Below are 14,015 nucleotides of genomic sequence, written 5' to 3' on the forward strand. Positions count from 1 at the left end.
CCACCCCCCCGGGGGGGCGCCCCCCCCCCCCGGGGGCCCCCCCCCCGCGCCCCCCCCCCCCGCGGGGGCGGGGGGGGGCCCCCCCCCCCCCCCCCCCGGAGCCGGCGATGGTGGCGCGGCCACCATCGCGTGGTGCAAAAGGCCTGGTGGGGCGTTGGAGGCCAGTGGTCCAGTGCGTCCGAGCCCCCTGCCCGGAGCGTGCGATCCGCCTCTGGCCTGGCCAAGGGCACGGGGTGCGCTCCGGCGGGTGATCAGGCAGCCGGTCCGGTCCGTTCGGCGTGATGGTCCGCCCTGCACCTGAGGGCGAATGTGTGTGACGGCTCCACCTGGTTCCCGTACTCCCCCCAGCCCCAGGGTTGAAGCGCTGAGGAGGAAGCCGGGGGAAGGATGGATGCATCATGAGCGCACCAAGTCTCGAACGACTGGAGACGCTGAGCAGCCGGTTCGTACCGGACCTGGTCGTCGACGAGCTCTGCGCCGAGTTGTTCGCCTCGCTGCCGCGCAGCGACCAGCGCCGCAAGGGTGAGGTGTACCTGCGCGGGCTGCTCAAGGCCGAGGGCCGCAAGTCGATACGGAACATCGCGGCCCATGTCGGTGACCGGGCGGCCGAGCAGAGCCTCCACCACTTCGTCGTGTCCTCCACCTGGGACTGGGGCCCCGTGCGGGCCGCCCTCGCCCGGTACCTCGAACGCGCCCTGCGGCCTCGCGCCTGGGTGGTCCAGCCGGTGATCATCTCCAAGGCGGGGACCGAGTCGGTGGGCGTCGCGCGCCGCTTCGTCCCGGAGCGCGGGCAGATGGTCAACAGCCAGGTGGCGTTCGGGGTGTGGTCCGTCGCGGAGGAGCAGAGCTGCCCCGTCAACTGGCGGCTGGCGCTCACCGAGAAGTGGCGCGACAGCGTCGGCCCGCTGTCGCCGAACGTGCACCGGTCGGAGTTGGCGACGAGCCCGCTGGAATGCGCGGCCGGGGCCGTGGAGGAGCTGCGGGACTGGGTGGGGCAGCCGCACCGGCCGGTGGTGTTCGACCTGCCCGACGTCGAACCGGCGGCGGTGGCCCGGCGCCTCGGACCGGTCGGCCTGCACTTCGTGGCGACGGCCCGCGGCTCGATGCGGGTACGGTGCGCCGATCCGGTACTGCCGACCAGCGGGAACCGCGAACTCGCCGCGCACCAGCTGCTGCTGATGGCCCGTACGCTGCGCCGGCCGGTGACCTGGCTGGACCCGCTGACCCTGCGGCCGCGCACCTCGCTGGTCGTCGGGGTGCGGGTGGAGCTGCCGCAGGCGTCGGCCCCGGTGCTGCTGTTCGGCGAGTGGACCGACCCTCGCGGCTGGCCCGAGCGGTGCTGGGTCAGTGACATGGTCCAGGCCCCTCCCGGAGCACTGCTGCGGCTGGCGAAGCGGTCCCAGAACGTGGAGCACGACTTCGCGACGGTGTCGCAGAAGGTGGGGATGACCGACTTCGGCGGGCGGTCCTTCGGTGGCTGGCACCGGCACACCACGTTGGCCTCGGCCGCCCACGCGGTGCGGATGCTGACGGAGCGCAGGGGCGGCGAGCAGTAGCTCTCCGCCCCTGCGGCGCCGGTTCAGCCGAGCGCGTGCCGGGGGGCGGCGGTGCGGCGGCCCTGGCTGAGGGCCTGGCGGGTCCGCTGGAGCTGGAGGGCGAGCTGCACCTGGAGGGCCTGGGTGGGCTTCTGCCAGTCCTCGCCGAGGATCTCGGTGATCCGCTCCAACCTGCGGGAGACCGTGTTGGGGTGGACGTGCAGGGACTCGGCGGCCCGGGAGGGGCTGTTGGCGGAGGCGAAGTACGCCTCCATGGTGCGGATCAGCTCGGTGTACTGCTGGTCGTCGTAGTCGAGGACCGGGCCGATGGTGTCGCTGATGAACCGGTCGATGTTCGGCTTCTCGGAGAGGAGGACGCCGAGGAAGCCCAGCTCCTCGGGGGAGGCGGTGCTCCCGGCGCCGTTGAGCGCGGTCACCGCGTCCAGGCAGCGGCGGGCCTCCTGGTGCATGCGGGCGACGTCCGACGGGTTGTCGACGGGTCCGGCCGAGCCTGCGGTGACGGGCCGGCCGAGCACCTCGCTGAGTTCCTTCGACGCCGCGCGGGCGATGGCACCGGCCCCGGTGCCGGGGAGCAGCAGCACCACCCCGTCGCCGTCGATGCTCTTGAGGCCGTGGTGGCGGTTGGCGTACGAGGCGGCCCAGGCGGCGACGCGGCCCTGGACCCCTCCCTCGGGCCGGGCGATGACGATGACGTGGGGCTCGTCGAGGTTGAGGGCGAGCCGGCGGCTCTGCTCGGCGACCTGCACCGGGGACAGCGAGGTGCCGCGCAGCAGGTCCTGGAAGAACTCGTCCCGCATGTGGCCCTCGGCGGCGGCCATGCCCTGTTCCATCAGCAGGACCACCGCCGTCACCTGGGCGGTGAGGGCGAGGAGCTGGACCTGGAGGTAGGAGGCCGGTTCCGCGGTGGTGAGGATGAGGGTGCCCAGCATCTCGTCGCCGGCGGCGATCGAGGCGACCCACACGCCGTCGGGGGTGCTGCGGGGCTGGCGGTCGGTGTGCGCGTCGAGCAGGACGGTGCGGATCTCCGCCTCGTCCAGCTCCGGCGGTTCGCCGACGGGGCAGGCCAGGGTCCGGCCGCCGGCGTCACGGACGACGAGGGTGCCGTCGAGGCCCTTGACGGCCTCGGCGGCCAGGCTGCCGAGGCCCACGCCCTGGAGGACGAGGTCGAGGAGGCGGCCGTGGGTCTCCCGCAGCTGGCGGGCGGTGGTGGAGGAGTCCAGGGCGCGCGAGGTGTCCTGCTCCAGCTCCTCGACCTCGTACCGGGTCTGCTCCAGCAGGCGCGCCTTCTCGATCGCAACGGTTGCAAGGTCGGCGAGCGAACTCATCAGCGAGACCTCGTCCGGGGTGAAGTGCCGGACGTTGCGGTCGGCGACGTAGAGGGCGCCGAGGCTGGCGCCGGCGTGCCGCAGCGGGACGGCCATGACCGCGTGCAGCCCCTCGGCCTGGACCACCTCGTCGATGATCGGGCTGTGGTTGAAGCTCGCGTCGTTCATGTAGTCGGCCGACCAGAAGGGGGCCGAGCCCTCGGCGGCGCGCCGGCCGACGCCGCCGCCGGTGAGGGGGATGGCGAACCCGATGGTCAGGGCGGAGGCGTGGCCGTCGGCCGAGCGCACCCGGGAACAGCCCTCCTCCAGGTCGTCGAAGCTCACCCAGGCCATGTCGAGGCCGAGCAGGAGCCGGGCCCGGCGGGTGATGACCTTCAGCAGCTCGTCGAGGTCGTAGGGAAGGGTGAGGTCTCGGGCGGTGTCGACGAGGGCGGCGAGGCCGGCCTCGCGCTGTTGGCGGCGTACGAAGAGGGCCCGGATGCCGAGGCTCTGGTCGCGGGCCCTGGTGAGCTGGGCGAGGTCTTCTCCGGACAGGCCTGACTCGCGCGCTTTGCGGACCACCTCGTCGAAGGCGGCAGCGGGCGCCTCTCTGTTCAGCAGTTCCAGCATTTCGTAAGCGTGGTCGACCACGATTTTCCCCCCGACCCCCATTAAGCCGTTCATGTTTGCACGAAGCTGGGTGCAAGCAGTCCCATGGCCCGCCAGAAAGTATCTCTTGGGGTAAGAATCGGTCAAGAATCGCTTGGGACTTGGTCCAGTGGGACTTGGGCCAGGTCAGGCCCTCCGAGGGTGGCCCGATCACCACACCCCGAGAGCGATGCTGTCATCTGGGCACCTTCTGGTCGAGGTCCCGTGGGGGGCAGGCTGATCACCGAGCGCTCCGGTGGCGTCACCACCACCGGGACGCCATCAGCCACGGTGCTTCCTTGAGGAGTTCGCATGACCCAGCTGACCCAGCTGTCTCAGCTCCAGAGTTACGAGCGGTCGCTGCTGCGCAGCAGGCTGTCCCTGACCAGGGCGGACCGTCCGCGGGTGTTCAGCCTGGCCGGCCGCGAGTGGGACCTGTTCGACGAGGTTTTCGCACCGGTGTACTCCCCCTCCACGGCGGTGTCCCTGGAGCTCCTCGGTCTCGACGGCGAGGCGGCAGCGGCCCGTTCCGACTCGTTCCTGGAGATCGGGTGCGGCACCGGCGTGATCGCCGTGACCGCCGCCCTGGCCGGATGCGACCGGGTCGTCGCGGCCGACATCAGCCCCTCCGCCGTGGAGAACGCGGCCGTCAACGCGGAGCGGCACGGCGTGACGGACCGTCTGCGGGCCTGCCACAGCGACCTGTTCTCCGGTCTGCGCGAGCAGGAACGTTTTGACACGGTCTTCTGGAGCTCCAACTACGTGATGGGGCCCGCGAGCTACGAGTACAAGTCGGTGCACGAGCGGGCGTACGTGGACGCCGGCTACCAGGCGCACCGCCGGTTCCTGGAGCAGTCGGTGCACTGGACGACGCCCGGGGGACGGGTCCTGCTCCACTTCAGCGACCGCGGCGACCTGGAGGCGCTGTACCGGATCGCCGACGCCTGCGGGCGCGAGCTGGAGACGGTGGCCAGCCGGCGGGTGCGCGAGGGGGAGTACGGAGAAGACATGGTCGAGCACATGCTGATCGAAATCAGGCCACTCTCGGCTTGATTTGAACGGGGGGATATTTCGTCGTGCGTACGCTACTTGTCGACAATTACGACTCGTTTACGTATAACCTCTTCCACTATCTGGCCGAGGTGAATGGGCGGGAGCCGGAGGTCGTCCGTAATGACGACCCCAACTGGAAGTTCGCACAACTCTCGGCGTTCGACAACGTCGTCGTCTCACCGGGCCCCGGAACCCCGCGCCGGTCCACCGACTTCGGCATCTGCACGGAGATCATCGAGCGCTCCGACCTGCCCTTGTTCGGAATCTGCCTCGGCCACCAGGGGATCGGCCACGTGCACGGCGCCACCGTCGACCGCGCCCCCGAGCCCCGCCACGGCCGCACCTCGCCGGTCCTGCACGACGGAACGGGCCTGTTCGCCGCCCTGCCCTCGCCGCTGGACGTGGTCCGCTACCACTCGCTCACCGTGACGGACCTGCCCGCCGTCCTGGAGGCCACCGCGTGGACCCCGGACGGCGTCCTGATGGGCCTGCGGCACCGCACCCGGCCGCAGTGGGGGGTGCAGTTCCACCCCGAGTCCATTTGCAGTCAGTACGGAATGCAGCTGATTGCAAACTTCGCGGACCTGACCCGCGCCCACCAGGCCGACCAGCCCTCCGGGCACCCCGCCGCCCGCCGCCGGACGGCCGCCGCCGGCGCCCCGCAGCCCGCCCCTCGACCCGTGCCCGCCGCACAGCCCGTGCCCGCCGCACAGCCCGTGCCCGCCTCTCGGCCCGTGCCCGCCCCGGCCGCCGCCGAGGCGCCGGCGCGCCGGCTCCGGCTCGTCGCCCGCACGCTGCCCACCCGCTGGGACTCCGAGACCGTCTACGACCAGCTGTTCCGCGGCAACGACCACGCCTACTGGCTGGACAGCAGCCTGCCCGGCGGCGACCGCGGCCGGTTCTCGGTCATGGGCGACGCCACCGGCCCGCTGGCCCGGGTCGCCTCGGCCGACGTGTGGAGCAAGGTCGTCACCGTCGACTCGGCGGACGGCCGCAGCGAGCTCGTCGCCGCCCCCTTCCTGGAGTGGATCGACCGGGACCTGCGCTCCCTGCGCACCGAACTCCCCGAACACCCCGCCCTCCCCTTCGACTTCACCCTCGGCTGGGTCGGCTACCTCGGCTACGAGCTCAAGGCCGAGTGCGGCGGCGATCTCGTGCACCGCTCGCCCGTCGCCGACGCCACGATGGTCTTCGCCGACCGGGCCCTGGTCTTCGACCACGCCGCGCGGACCACCTGGCTGCTCGCCCTCGTCGAGGACGGCACCGAGGCCTCCGCCGCCGCGGCCGACGCCTGGCTGGCCGGCACCGCCGAACGCCTCGCCCGCCTCGCCGGGTTCAAGCTGCCGGCCCCGCGCCCGCAGGAAGGCGGCGGCGAGATCCGGCTGCGCCACGACCGCGACGCCTACCTGGACCTCATCGACACCTGCCTAGCGGAGATCGCCGCCGGCGAGACGTACGAGGTCTGCCTCACCAACATGGCCGAGGCCGAGACCGCCCTCGACCCCTGGGCGGCGTACCGCACCCTGCGCCGCACCAGCCCGGCGCCGTTCGCCGCCCTCCTGCAGTTCGGCGGGCTGAACGTGCTCAGCACCTCGCCGGAGCGGTTCCTGCGCGTCTCCCCGGACGGCGCGGTCGAGTCCTCGCCGATCAAGGGCACCCGGCCGCGCGGCGCCACCGCCGAGGAGGACGCGGCCCACGTCGAGGACCTGAGGAGCGACGAGAAGGACCGCTCCGAGAACCTCATGATCGTCGACCTGGTCCGCAACGACCTCGGCCGCTGCGCGGTCCCCGGCACCGTCGAGGCCGAGGAGCTGTTCCGGATCGAGAGCTACGCCACCGTCCACCAGCTCGTGAGCACCGTACGGGCCCGGCTGCGCCCGGAGCTGACGGCCGTGGACTGCGTCCGCGCCGCCTTCCCCGGCGGGTCGATGACCGGAGCCCCGAAGATCCGCACCATGCAGATCATCGACCGGCTCGAAGCGGGCCCGCGCGGGGTCTACTCCGGTGCGATCGGCTACTTCTCGCTCTCCGGCGCCGCGGACCTGAGCATCGTGATCCGCACCGCCACCGTCACCGCCGGCCGCGTCGCCTACGGGGTGGGCGGGGCCGTGATCGCCCTGTCCGACCCGGACGCCGAGTACGAGGAGACCGCCGTCAAGGCTGCTCCGCTGCTGGCGCTGACGCGAACCCGGTTCCCGGACCGGAGGCCGGCACGGATTCCGTCCTGACCGCCCGGCCGTGCTGGAGGCGCGCGAGCTCCGCCGCCTCCAGCACGGCCGCGACCTCACCGGCGTGCACCCCCAGCCGCTCCAGCGCGCGCAGCGCGCACGCCGCCTCGGCGTCGGCGTTCAGCAGGGTGTCGCCGGTCAGCGCCGGTTCCCGGGCGGCGGCCTCCAGCGTCTCCACGGACAGCGCCAGCGCCGTGTTCCAGCCCACGAGGGCGCCCACGCCGCCGTCCGCACCGGTGCCCCACAGCAGCCGCGGCTGCAGCGCCCCGTTGGCCCGCAGCACCCGCCACCAGTCCCCGGACAGCCGCTCCTCGCGCAGCCGGTACATCCGCCGGGCCACCGCCAGGCCCGCAGCGCCGCGCACCTCGTCGTCCGCGGGCACGCCCAGCCGGTCCAGCCGGGCCGCGACCTCCCGGTCGAACAGGCCCACCGGGAACGAGGCCACCATCGGGGCGCCGCCCAGCGGCCGGCCCGACGCGAGGGACCGCTCCAGCCCGGCCACGTACGCGTCGAGCACCTCGGCGTACCGCTCGGCCGAGAAGACCAGCGAGGCGTGCACCCCGACCCCGTCGGCGAGGCAGTCGGCCAGCGCCTCGACCCCCGCCGGGGTCATGGGCATGCGGATCAGCGCGTTGGGCCGCGCCACCGCACCGTGCAGCGCGCGGGCCGCCGCGGCCAGCGCCCGCGCGTCATGGGCCCACCGGGGCGGAACCGGCACGGACACGTGGCCCACCGTGCCCTTGCTCACCTCGAACACCGGCATGAGCAGATCGCAGGCACGCCGCGCCTGGGACGGCGTACTGCCCGCCGGCGCGAGGGCGTTGTGGAAGTGGCCTCCCAGCGTCGGATACCGGGCCCCCGTGGCGAACTCGGCGGGATCCCGCGCGCTCAGCCACGGGGACACACCCTCCGACACCAGCTGCTTCAGCAGCGCTCCAGCTCCTTGACTCACCACGCTTCGCACCTTAGAACGTCCCGACATATCCAGGAAACAATGCGGTGATGGTGTGTCAAGTGCTCGCCGCAGGCCGTCCCCGCCGAGCGCGCGGACCTTAAATGGTTTCCGGCCGGCCGCCGTTATGTCAGCGGCTGATGCGTCAGGTTTATTTTCGAATCCGCTAATCGACCTGACCGAATACGTGCCACATGACGAAGTGCGAAATGTCTTGTGGTTCGCGCGATTCCCCGTTTCACAGACTTCTCGCTGCATCCGATGTCACGGCAGGTACGTACAGCACTGGGAGGTGCCGCATGCACGGTGTTGCACGCTGGAATAGATTGCCCGCGGGCCAGCAGCCCGTATGGCCGGACGAAGAAGCCCTGGCGAGCGCCAGGGCCGAACTCGCGGGATCTCCCGCGCTGGTACGCCGTGAGGACGTCGACCACCTGGGGACCCTGCTCGCCTCCGCGGCGCGGGGCGAGCTCCAGATCATCCAGGGCGGCGACTGCGCCGAGGACCCGGCCGAGTGCACCCCCGGCTACGTGGCCCGCAAGGCGGCGCTCCTGGACGTCCTGGCCGGCGTCATGAAGGCCCGCTCGCTCAAGCCGGTCATCCGCGTGGGCCGGCTCGCCGGGCAGTTCGGCAAGCCCCGCTCCAGCCCGACCGAGACCGTGGCCGGCGTGGAGCTCCCGGTCTACCGCGGCCACATGGTCAACAGCCCGGAGCCCGACCCCGAGCTGCGCCGTCCCGACCCGCGGCGCCTGGTCACCGGCTACAAGGCGGCCGCCGGCGCCATGACCGCCCTCGGCTGGCACGGCGAGGGCCGCCCGTCCCCGGCCGAGGCGCCGGTGTGGACCAGCCACGAGGCCCTGCTCCTCGACTACGAGGGCCCGATGCTGCGCACCCAGGACGACGGCTCCGTGCTGCTCGCCTCCACCCACTGGCCGTGGATGGGCGAGCGCACCCGCGCCCTGGACGGCGCCCACGTCGAGCTGTTCGCGACCATCGCCAACCCGGTCGCCACCAAGGTCGGTCCGACCATGACCCCGGACGGGCTCCTCGAACTGTGCGGCCGGCTCGACCCCCGGCGGGAGCCGGGCCGGCTCACCCTCATATCCCGGATGGGCCAGGGCAAGGCCGCCGAGAAGCTGCCCGCGCTGGTCCGCGCGGTCCGCGAGGCCGGCCACCCGGTGCTGTGGATGTGCGACCCGATGCACGGGAACACCGTCACCGCGCCCGGCGGTATCAAGACCCGTTATGTCGAAACCGTCGTGCGCGAGGTCGAGGAATTCCAGCGGGCCGTCGTGGAAAACGGCGGAGTCGCAGCCGGACTCCATCTGGAGACCACCCCCGACCAGGTGCACGAATGTGTCACCGACGAATACCACGTCGACGAGCTCGGCGAGAAGTACACCTCGTTCTGCGACCCGCGCCTCAATTCCGACCAGGCAATCGAAGTCGCCTCCGCATGGCGCGGCTGAGGCTGACAACCAAGGGGGTTACTCCATCATGGAAGGAAAGATCGCTCTGGTGACCGGAGCGGCCGGCGGCATAGGCGAGGCCATCGTGCGCGCGCTGGCTTCCCGGGGTGTCCGCGTGGCCGCGGTCGACCGGGACGCCGACCGACTGCGCAAGGTGGCCAAGGCCGTCGAGGAGGACGGCGGTGCCCGCGTGGAGCCGTTCCCCGCGGACGTCACCGCCAGCGCGGACGTCGAGGCGCTCGTCGACGACGTCGAGGCGCTGGTCGGCCCGCTCGACTTCCTCGTCAACGCCGCCGGCGTGCTGCGCCTCGCCGAGGCGCGCAAGCTGACCGACCAGGAGTGGAGCACGACGTTCGCGGTCAACACCACGGGGGTCTTCTTCGTCTCCCGGGCCGTCGTCAACCGCATGGTGCCGCGCCGCCGGGGCGCGATCGTCACGATCGCATCCAACGCCGCGGGCACCGCCCGTACCGAGATGTCCGCGTACGCCGCATCCAAGGCGGCCGCGACCATGTTCACCAAGTGCCTGGGCCTGGAGGTCGCCAAGTACGGCATCCGCGCGAACCTCGTCGCGCCCGGCTCCACCGACACCCCGATGCTCAACTCCATGTGGCAGGACGAGAGCAGCGCGCGGGCCTCCATCGACGGCGTCCCGGACGCCTACCGCGTCGGCATCCCGCTCGGCAAGCTGGCCCGCCCCGAGGACGTCGCCGAAGCGGTCGTCTTCCTCCTCTCCGACAAGGCGTCCCACATCACCATGCACGACCTCACCGTGGACGGCGGGGCGGCGCTCGGTGTCTGAGACCGGTGCAACCAGCCAGCGAACCGTGACCGAGAGCGTGAACGAGAGGAAGAAGGGAATGGCAGGCATACCTGCGATCACCCCCTACCCGATGCCGGAGGCGGCCGACCTGCCCGCCTCCGCCGTCGACTGGGACGTCGATCCCGACCGCGCCGTCCTGCTGGTGCACGACCTGCAGAAGTACTTCCTGGCCGCGTTCCCGCAGGGCGAGCAGCCCGTCGTGGACCTGTCCCGCAACGCCGGCGCGCTGCGCACCCGCGCGGCCGAGCTCGGCATCCCGGTCGCCTACACCGCCCAGCCCGGTGGCATGACCCCCGAGGAGCGGGGCCTGCTGAAGGACTTCTGGGGGCCGGGCATGCGGCCCAGCGCCGAGCACCGCCAGGTCATCGACCCCGTGGCGCCCGCCGACGGCGACTGGATGCTGACCAAGTGGCGCTACAGCGCCTTCTTCAAGACCGACCTGCTGGAGCGGATGCGCGCCGCCGGCCGCGACCAGCTGATCATCTGCGGTGTCTACGCCCACGTCGGCGTCCTGATGACCGCCGTCGACGCGTTCACCAACGACATCCAGCCCTTCCTGGTCGCCGACGCCGTCGCCGACTTCAGCTGGGAGGAGCACCGGATGGCGCTGGAGTACGCCGCCGGCCGCTGCGCGCGCCTGACCACCACCAAGGAACTGCTCACGGCCCTCCCGGACCGGGTGGCCGCGTACGCGGGAAGGGAATCCGCATGACCGAGGACCTGCTGGGCCGGATCCTCGCCGACCGGCCCCCGGCCTTCGCCCTGATCCACCGCCCGGAGACCACCGTCGGCCACAGCCTCGACCTGTTCCTGGGCGAGTTCACCGAGGCGGCCGCCCTCGCCGACATCCCCCTCGCCGGCGTCGAGCCCGGCGCCGGAAACCGCCAGGACGTGCTGGCCCTCGTCCCGTACCGGCAGCTCGCCGAACGCGGCTTCGAGGCGCCCGACGACGGCACCCCGCTGCTCGCCATGACCATCGCCGAACAGGCGCAGGTGCCGCTCGGGACGGTGCTGGACCGGATCCCCGACGCACCCGTGCAGCTCGTGCCGGGCGGCGACTTCGACATCGACGACGACACCTACGCCGAAACGGTTCGCCGCGTCATCGCGGACGAGATCGGCACCGGCGAGGGCGCCAACTTCGTGCTGAAGCGCTCCTTCGTCGCCGACATCAGCGACTACTCGGTCGGCGCGGCCCTGCGCTTCTTCCGCCGGCTGCTGGAACGCGAGACGGGCGCCTACTGGACGTTCGTCGTCCACACCGGCGACCGCACCCTCATCGGGGCCTCCCCCGAGCGGCACGTGAGCGTCTCCGGCGGCCGCGCCGTGATGAACCCCATCAGCGGCACCTACCGCTTCCCGCCCTCGGGCCCGGAGCTGCCCGGCGTCATGGACTTCCTCGCCGACCGCAAGGAGGCCGACGAGCTGTACATGGTCGTCGACGAGGAACTGAAGATGATGGCCCGGATCTGCGAATCCGGCGGCCGCGTCGTGGGCCCGTACCTCAAGGAGATGGCCCGCCTCGCCCACACCGAGTACTTCATCGAGGGCCGCACCTCCCGCGACCCCCGCGAGATCCTCCACGAGACCCTGTTCGCCCCGACCGTGACCGGCTCCCCGCTGGAGAGCGCCGGCAAGGTCATCAAGAAGTACGAGCCCCAGGGGCGCGGCTACTACAGCGGCGTCCTCGCCCTGATCGGCCAGGACGAGCGGAGCGAGCGCACCCTGGACTCGGCGATCCTGATCCGCACCGCCGACATCGACGGCCGCGGCCGCATGCGCATCGGCGTCGGCGCCACCCTCGTACGCCACTCCGACCCGCTGTCCGAGGTGGCCGAGACCCGGGCCAAGGCGTCCGGGCTGCTCGCCGTGTTCGAGCAGCCCGGGCCGCGCCGCTTCGGCGACCACCCCGAGGTCCGGGCGGCCCTGAGCCGGCGCAACGCCACCATCGCGGGCTTCTGGCTGGACGACGACTCGGCCCGGGCCCGGCCCGTGCCGCTGCTGGTGGGCCGCAAGGTGCTCGTTGTCGACGCGGAGGACACCTTCACCGCGATGATCGAGCACCAGCTGCGGGCCATGGAGGCCGACGTCACCGTCTGCCGCTTCGACGAGCCGTACAGCTTCGCCCCGTACGACCTCGTCGTGATGGGGCCGGGGCCGGGCGACCCGCGCGAGCTGGGACACCCGAAGATCGCGCACCTGCACGCGGCGGTCGACACCCTGCTCGCGGAGCGGCGGCCCTTCCTCGCCGTGTGCCTGAGCCACCAGGTGCTCAGCACCAAGCTCGGCTTCCCCCTCAAGCGGCGCGAACACCCCAACCAGGGCGTGCAGCGCGAGATCGAGCTGTTCGGGCGGCGCGAGCGCGTCGGCTTCTACAACACCTTCGCCGCGCAGAGCACCGCGGACGCCGTGGAGGTGCCCGGCGTCGGCACCGTCGAGGTGTGCCGGGAGACGGAGACCGGCGAGGTGCACGCGCTGCGCGGGCCCGGTTTCCGGTCGATGCAGTTCCACGCCGAGTCGGTGCTCACCGAGGACGGCATCCGCATCGTCAGCGAGGCACTGTCCGGCCTGCTCAGCGAGTCGCTCGTATGAGGGCGACGGTGGCCTGGTGGGACCTGAAGGGGTCCGGGCACAGCATCGAGTCGTTGCGGGCGTACCTGCGCGAGGAGGCGGTGGACCGGTTCGCCGCGGTCGAGGGGCTGCGGCTGAAGTTCTGGATCGCGGACCCGGCGACGGAGCGCTGGGGCGCGGTGATGCTGTGGGAGTCCGCGCAGGCAGCGGCGCAGCCGCTGGCCCCGCGGGCCGCCGAGCTGATCGGGCGCACCCCCGTGCAGTACACGGTGTTCGACGTCGAGGCGACGGTCGAGGGCGTGCACGGCATGCCCGTACTGCCGGGCCTCGGCCTGATCCCGGCAGTCTGAGCGGTACGCGCGCGGCCCCTCACGGCCCCTCGGGGGCGTGGGGGGCCGTCGTCGTGGCCGAGCGGGTGCTCACGCGGTGCAGGACCTCCGTCATGGCGTCGAGCGTGCCGTGGAAGTCGGTGTCCAGGTCCCGCAGCCAGGGGTTCTGCGCGAGGACCGCCGCCGCCGGGCGGTCGGTGAGGGTGATGCTCAGCGTGAGCGTGAGCCGGCCCTCCGCGTCCTCACCGATTTCGTTGCGTATCTCTGCGATGTCGGTGTCGTTCAGGTGCCGGTAGGTAATGCGTCCGGCGCTCTCCTGCGGGGTCACCCGTTGCAGGAATGTCAGGTCGCCGCGTCGGATTTCCCGTACGAAACCATCGGTGCAGCGTTCGTTGATCCGGCATTCGGTAATGGCCGGAACATAGCCCGTGGGGAACTCCGCCTTGTGGAGCAGAGCCTGCCACAGGCTCTCCCTCGTGGGAGCCGGACACCCGTCCTGACCTGCGCTGACAATCGGGCGCGTCCACGAAAGCGTCAGCATTGATCTCCCTTTTCCGCCGGTGGGCCGGCGTGCAGCATCGGTCCGGCGACCGAGGGTGTCAAAGCCGGTCGGGCCATTACGTCAACTGCTCCGATGACCTGACGAAGTGAACCGGACACACTGCCCGCAAGGGGGCGATCTCTTGCAGGGTGAGGGTTGGTCGATGGCGTTCCGCAGAGCGCCTTCCCGATGAATCCGATGCGGAGAATCAGGAGAACGGTGATGTCTGAACGGTTCGACGGCCAGGTCGTCCTCGTCACCGGAGGAGGCGAAGGCATCGGCCGGGCAGCGGCGGTCGCCTTCGCCCGGCTCGGCGCCCTCGTGGTGGTCGCGGGCCGCCACCCGGAGACGCTGGAAGGAACGGTGAAGCTGATCCGCGACGCGGGCGGGCGGGCCGACCTCATCGTCGCCGACGTCTCCGACACCACCGGGGGGGGCGGCCGCGGCCCCCCCCCCCCCCGCGGGGGGGGCGCGGGGGCGGCCCCCCGCCGGCGCCCCCGCCAGGGCGGGCGCAGCAACCCCCCCACGCGGCGCCCCCCCC

At 72.1% G+C, this 14,015-nt stretch carries 12 protein-coding genes; 9 read left to right on the top strand and 3 right to left on the bottom strand.

Annotation, left to right across the window (positions count from 1 at the left end; all coding sequences use genetic code 11):
* The first annotated feature begins 398 nt into the window (after positions 1-398).
* Entirely contained in the window at positions 399-1,556 is a 1,158-nt protein-coding gene (locus ACFVGY_RS36525; protein WP_385686520.1) for an IS701 family transposase, read from the top strand.
* 23 nt (positions 1,557-1,579) lie between these two features.
* On the opposite strand, the gene ACFVGY_RS36530 is transcribed toward ACFVGY_RS36525, so the two are convergent.
* The gene (locus ACFVGY_RS36530) at positions 1,580-3,490 is read right to left on the bottom strand and encodes a helix-turn-helix domain-containing protein (RefSeq protein WP_385686523.1); all 1,911 of its coding nucleotides are present in this window, start codon (positions 3,488-3,490) and stop codon (positions 1,580-1,582) included.
* A 330-nt stretch (positions 3,491-3,820) separates the two neighbouring features.
* Between ACFVGY_RS36530 and ACFVGY_RS36535 the strand changes: the two genes are divergently transcribed.
* Entirely contained in the window at positions 3,821-4,561 is a 741-nt protein-coding gene (locus ACFVGY_RS36535) for a 50S ribosomal protein L11 methyltransferase (RefSeq protein ID WP_385686526.1), read from the top strand.
* A 23-nt stretch (positions 4,562-4,584) separates the two neighbouring features.
* Positions 4,585-6,789 carry an aminodeoxychorismate synthase component I gene (pabB, locus tag ACFVGY_RS36540; RefSeq protein ID WP_385686529.1) on the top strand — a complete coding sequence of 735 codons (2,205 nt, stop codon included), beginning with the start codon at positions 4,585-4,587 and terminating at the stop codon, positions 6,787-6,789.
* Here pabB and ACFVGY_RS36545 read toward each other — a convergent pair.
* Positions 6,716-7,741 carry a transaldolase family protein gene (locus ACFVGY_RS36545; RefSeq protein WP_385686531.1) on the bottom strand — a complete coding sequence of 342 codons (1,026 nt, stop codon included), beginning with the start codon at positions 7,739-7,741 and terminating at the stop codon, positions 6,716-6,718. The genes pabB and ACFVGY_RS36545 overlap by 74 nt on opposite strands.
* Positions 7,742-8,040: 299 nt before the next feature.
* On the opposite strand from ACFVGY_RS36545, the gene ACFVGY_RS36550 reads away from it, so the two are divergent.
* From ACFVGY_RS36550 to ACFVGY_RS36570, 5 genes are read left to right on the top strand one after another with little or no spacing between them, the layout of a single operon-like run.
* Positions 8,041-9,210, top strand: a complete 1,170-nt coding sequence (locus ACFVGY_RS36550; RefSeq protein WP_385686534.1) for a 3-deoxy-7-phosphoheptulonate synthase — start codon at positions 8,041-8,043, stop codon at positions 9,208-9,210.
* Between the two features lie 28 nt (positions 9,211-9,238).
* Positions 9,239-10,012 carry a 2,3-dihydro-2,3-dihydroxybenzoate dehydrogenase gene (locus ACFVGY_RS36555; protein ID WP_385686537.1) on the top strand — a complete coding sequence of 258 codons (774 nt, stop codon included), beginning with the start codon at positions 9,239-9,241 and terminating at the stop codon, positions 10,010-10,012.
* 58 nt (positions 10,013-10,070) lie between these two features.
* Positions 10,071-10,745 (top strand): isochorismatase family protein, encoded by a 675-nt coding sequence (locus ACFVGY_RS36560; RefSeq protein ID WP_385686540.1) that lies wholly within the window; start codon positions 10,071-10,073, stop codon positions 10,743-10,745.
* Complete coding sequence (locus ACFVGY_RS36565) at positions 10,742-12,625, top strand: anthranilate synthase family protein (protein ID WP_385686543.1); 1,884 nt, start codon at positions 10,742-10,744, stop codon at positions 12,623-12,625. Before ACFVGY_RS36560 ends, ACFVGY_RS36565 begins: the two co-directional genes overlap by 4 nt.
* Positions 12,622-12,954, top strand: coding sequence for a hypothetical protein (locus ACFVGY_RS36570; protein ID WP_385686545.1), 333 nt, complete (start codon positions 12,622-12,624; stop codon positions 12,952-12,954). Before ACFVGY_RS36565 ends, ACFVGY_RS36570 begins: the two co-directional genes overlap by 4 nt.
* 19 nt (positions 12,955-12,973) lie before the next feature.
* Here ACFVGY_RS36570 and ACFVGY_RS36575 read toward each other — a convergent pair whose 3' ends face one another.
* Positions 12,974-13,474, bottom strand: a complete 501-nt coding sequence (locus tag ACFVGY_RS36575) for an AtaL-like protein (RefSeq protein ID WP_385686548.1) — start codon at positions 13,472-13,474, stop codon at positions 12,974-12,976.
* A 222-nt stretch (positions 13,475-13,696) separates the two neighbouring features.
* Here ACFVGY_RS36575 and ACFVGY_RS36580 point away from each other — a divergent pair.
* Positions 13,697-14,015, top strand: a 319-nt coding sequence (locus ACFVGY_RS36580; RefSeq protein WP_385686551.1) for an SDR family NAD(P)-dependent oxidoreductase, incomplete at its 3' end; no start/stop codon positions are given.

The organism is Streptomyces sp. NPDC127106 (assembly GCF_042677605.1).
In the GTDB taxonomy this organism is placed as follows: domain Bacteria; phylum Actinomycetota; class Actinomycetes; order Streptomycetales; family Streptomycetaceae; genus Streptomyces.

Coding starts and splice junctions, on each gene's coding strand:
- ACFVGY_RS36560 (WP_385686540.1), top strand. CDS start 10,071: ATGGCAGGCATACCTGCGATCACCCCCTACCCGATGCCGGAGGCGGCC.
- ACFVGY_RS36535 (WP_385686526.1), top strand. CDS start 3,821: ATGACCCAGCTGACCCAGCTGTCTCAGCTCCAGAGTTACGAGCGGTCG.
- ACFVGY_RS36530 (WP_385686523.1), bottom strand. CDS start 3,490: ATGCTGGAACTGCTGAACAGAGAGGCGCCCGCTGCCGCCTTCGACGAG.
- ACFVGY_RS36550 (WP_385686534.1), top strand. CDS start 8,041: ATGCACGGTGTTGCACGCTGGAATAGATTGCCCGCGGGCCAGCAGCCC.
- ACFVGY_RS36525 (WP_385686520.1), top strand. CDS start 399: ATGAGCGCACCAAGTCTCGAACGACTGGAGACGCTGAGCAGCCGGTTC.
- ACFVGY_RS36565 (WP_385686543.1), top strand. CDS start 10,742: ATGACCGAGGACCTGCTGGGCCGGATCCTCGCCGACCGGCCCCCGGCC.
- ACFVGY_RS36570 (WP_385686545.1), top strand. CDS start 12,622: ATGAGGGCGACGGTGGCCTGGTGGGACCTGAAGGGGTCCGGGCACAGC.
- ACFVGY_RS36575 (WP_385686548.1), bottom strand. CDS start 13,474: ATGCTGACGCTTTCGTGGACGCGCCCGATTGTCAGCGCAGGTCAGGAC.
- ACFVGY_RS36555 (WP_385686537.1), top strand. CDS start 9,239: ATGGAAGGAAAGATCGCTCTGGTGACCGGAGCGGCCGGCGGCATAGGC.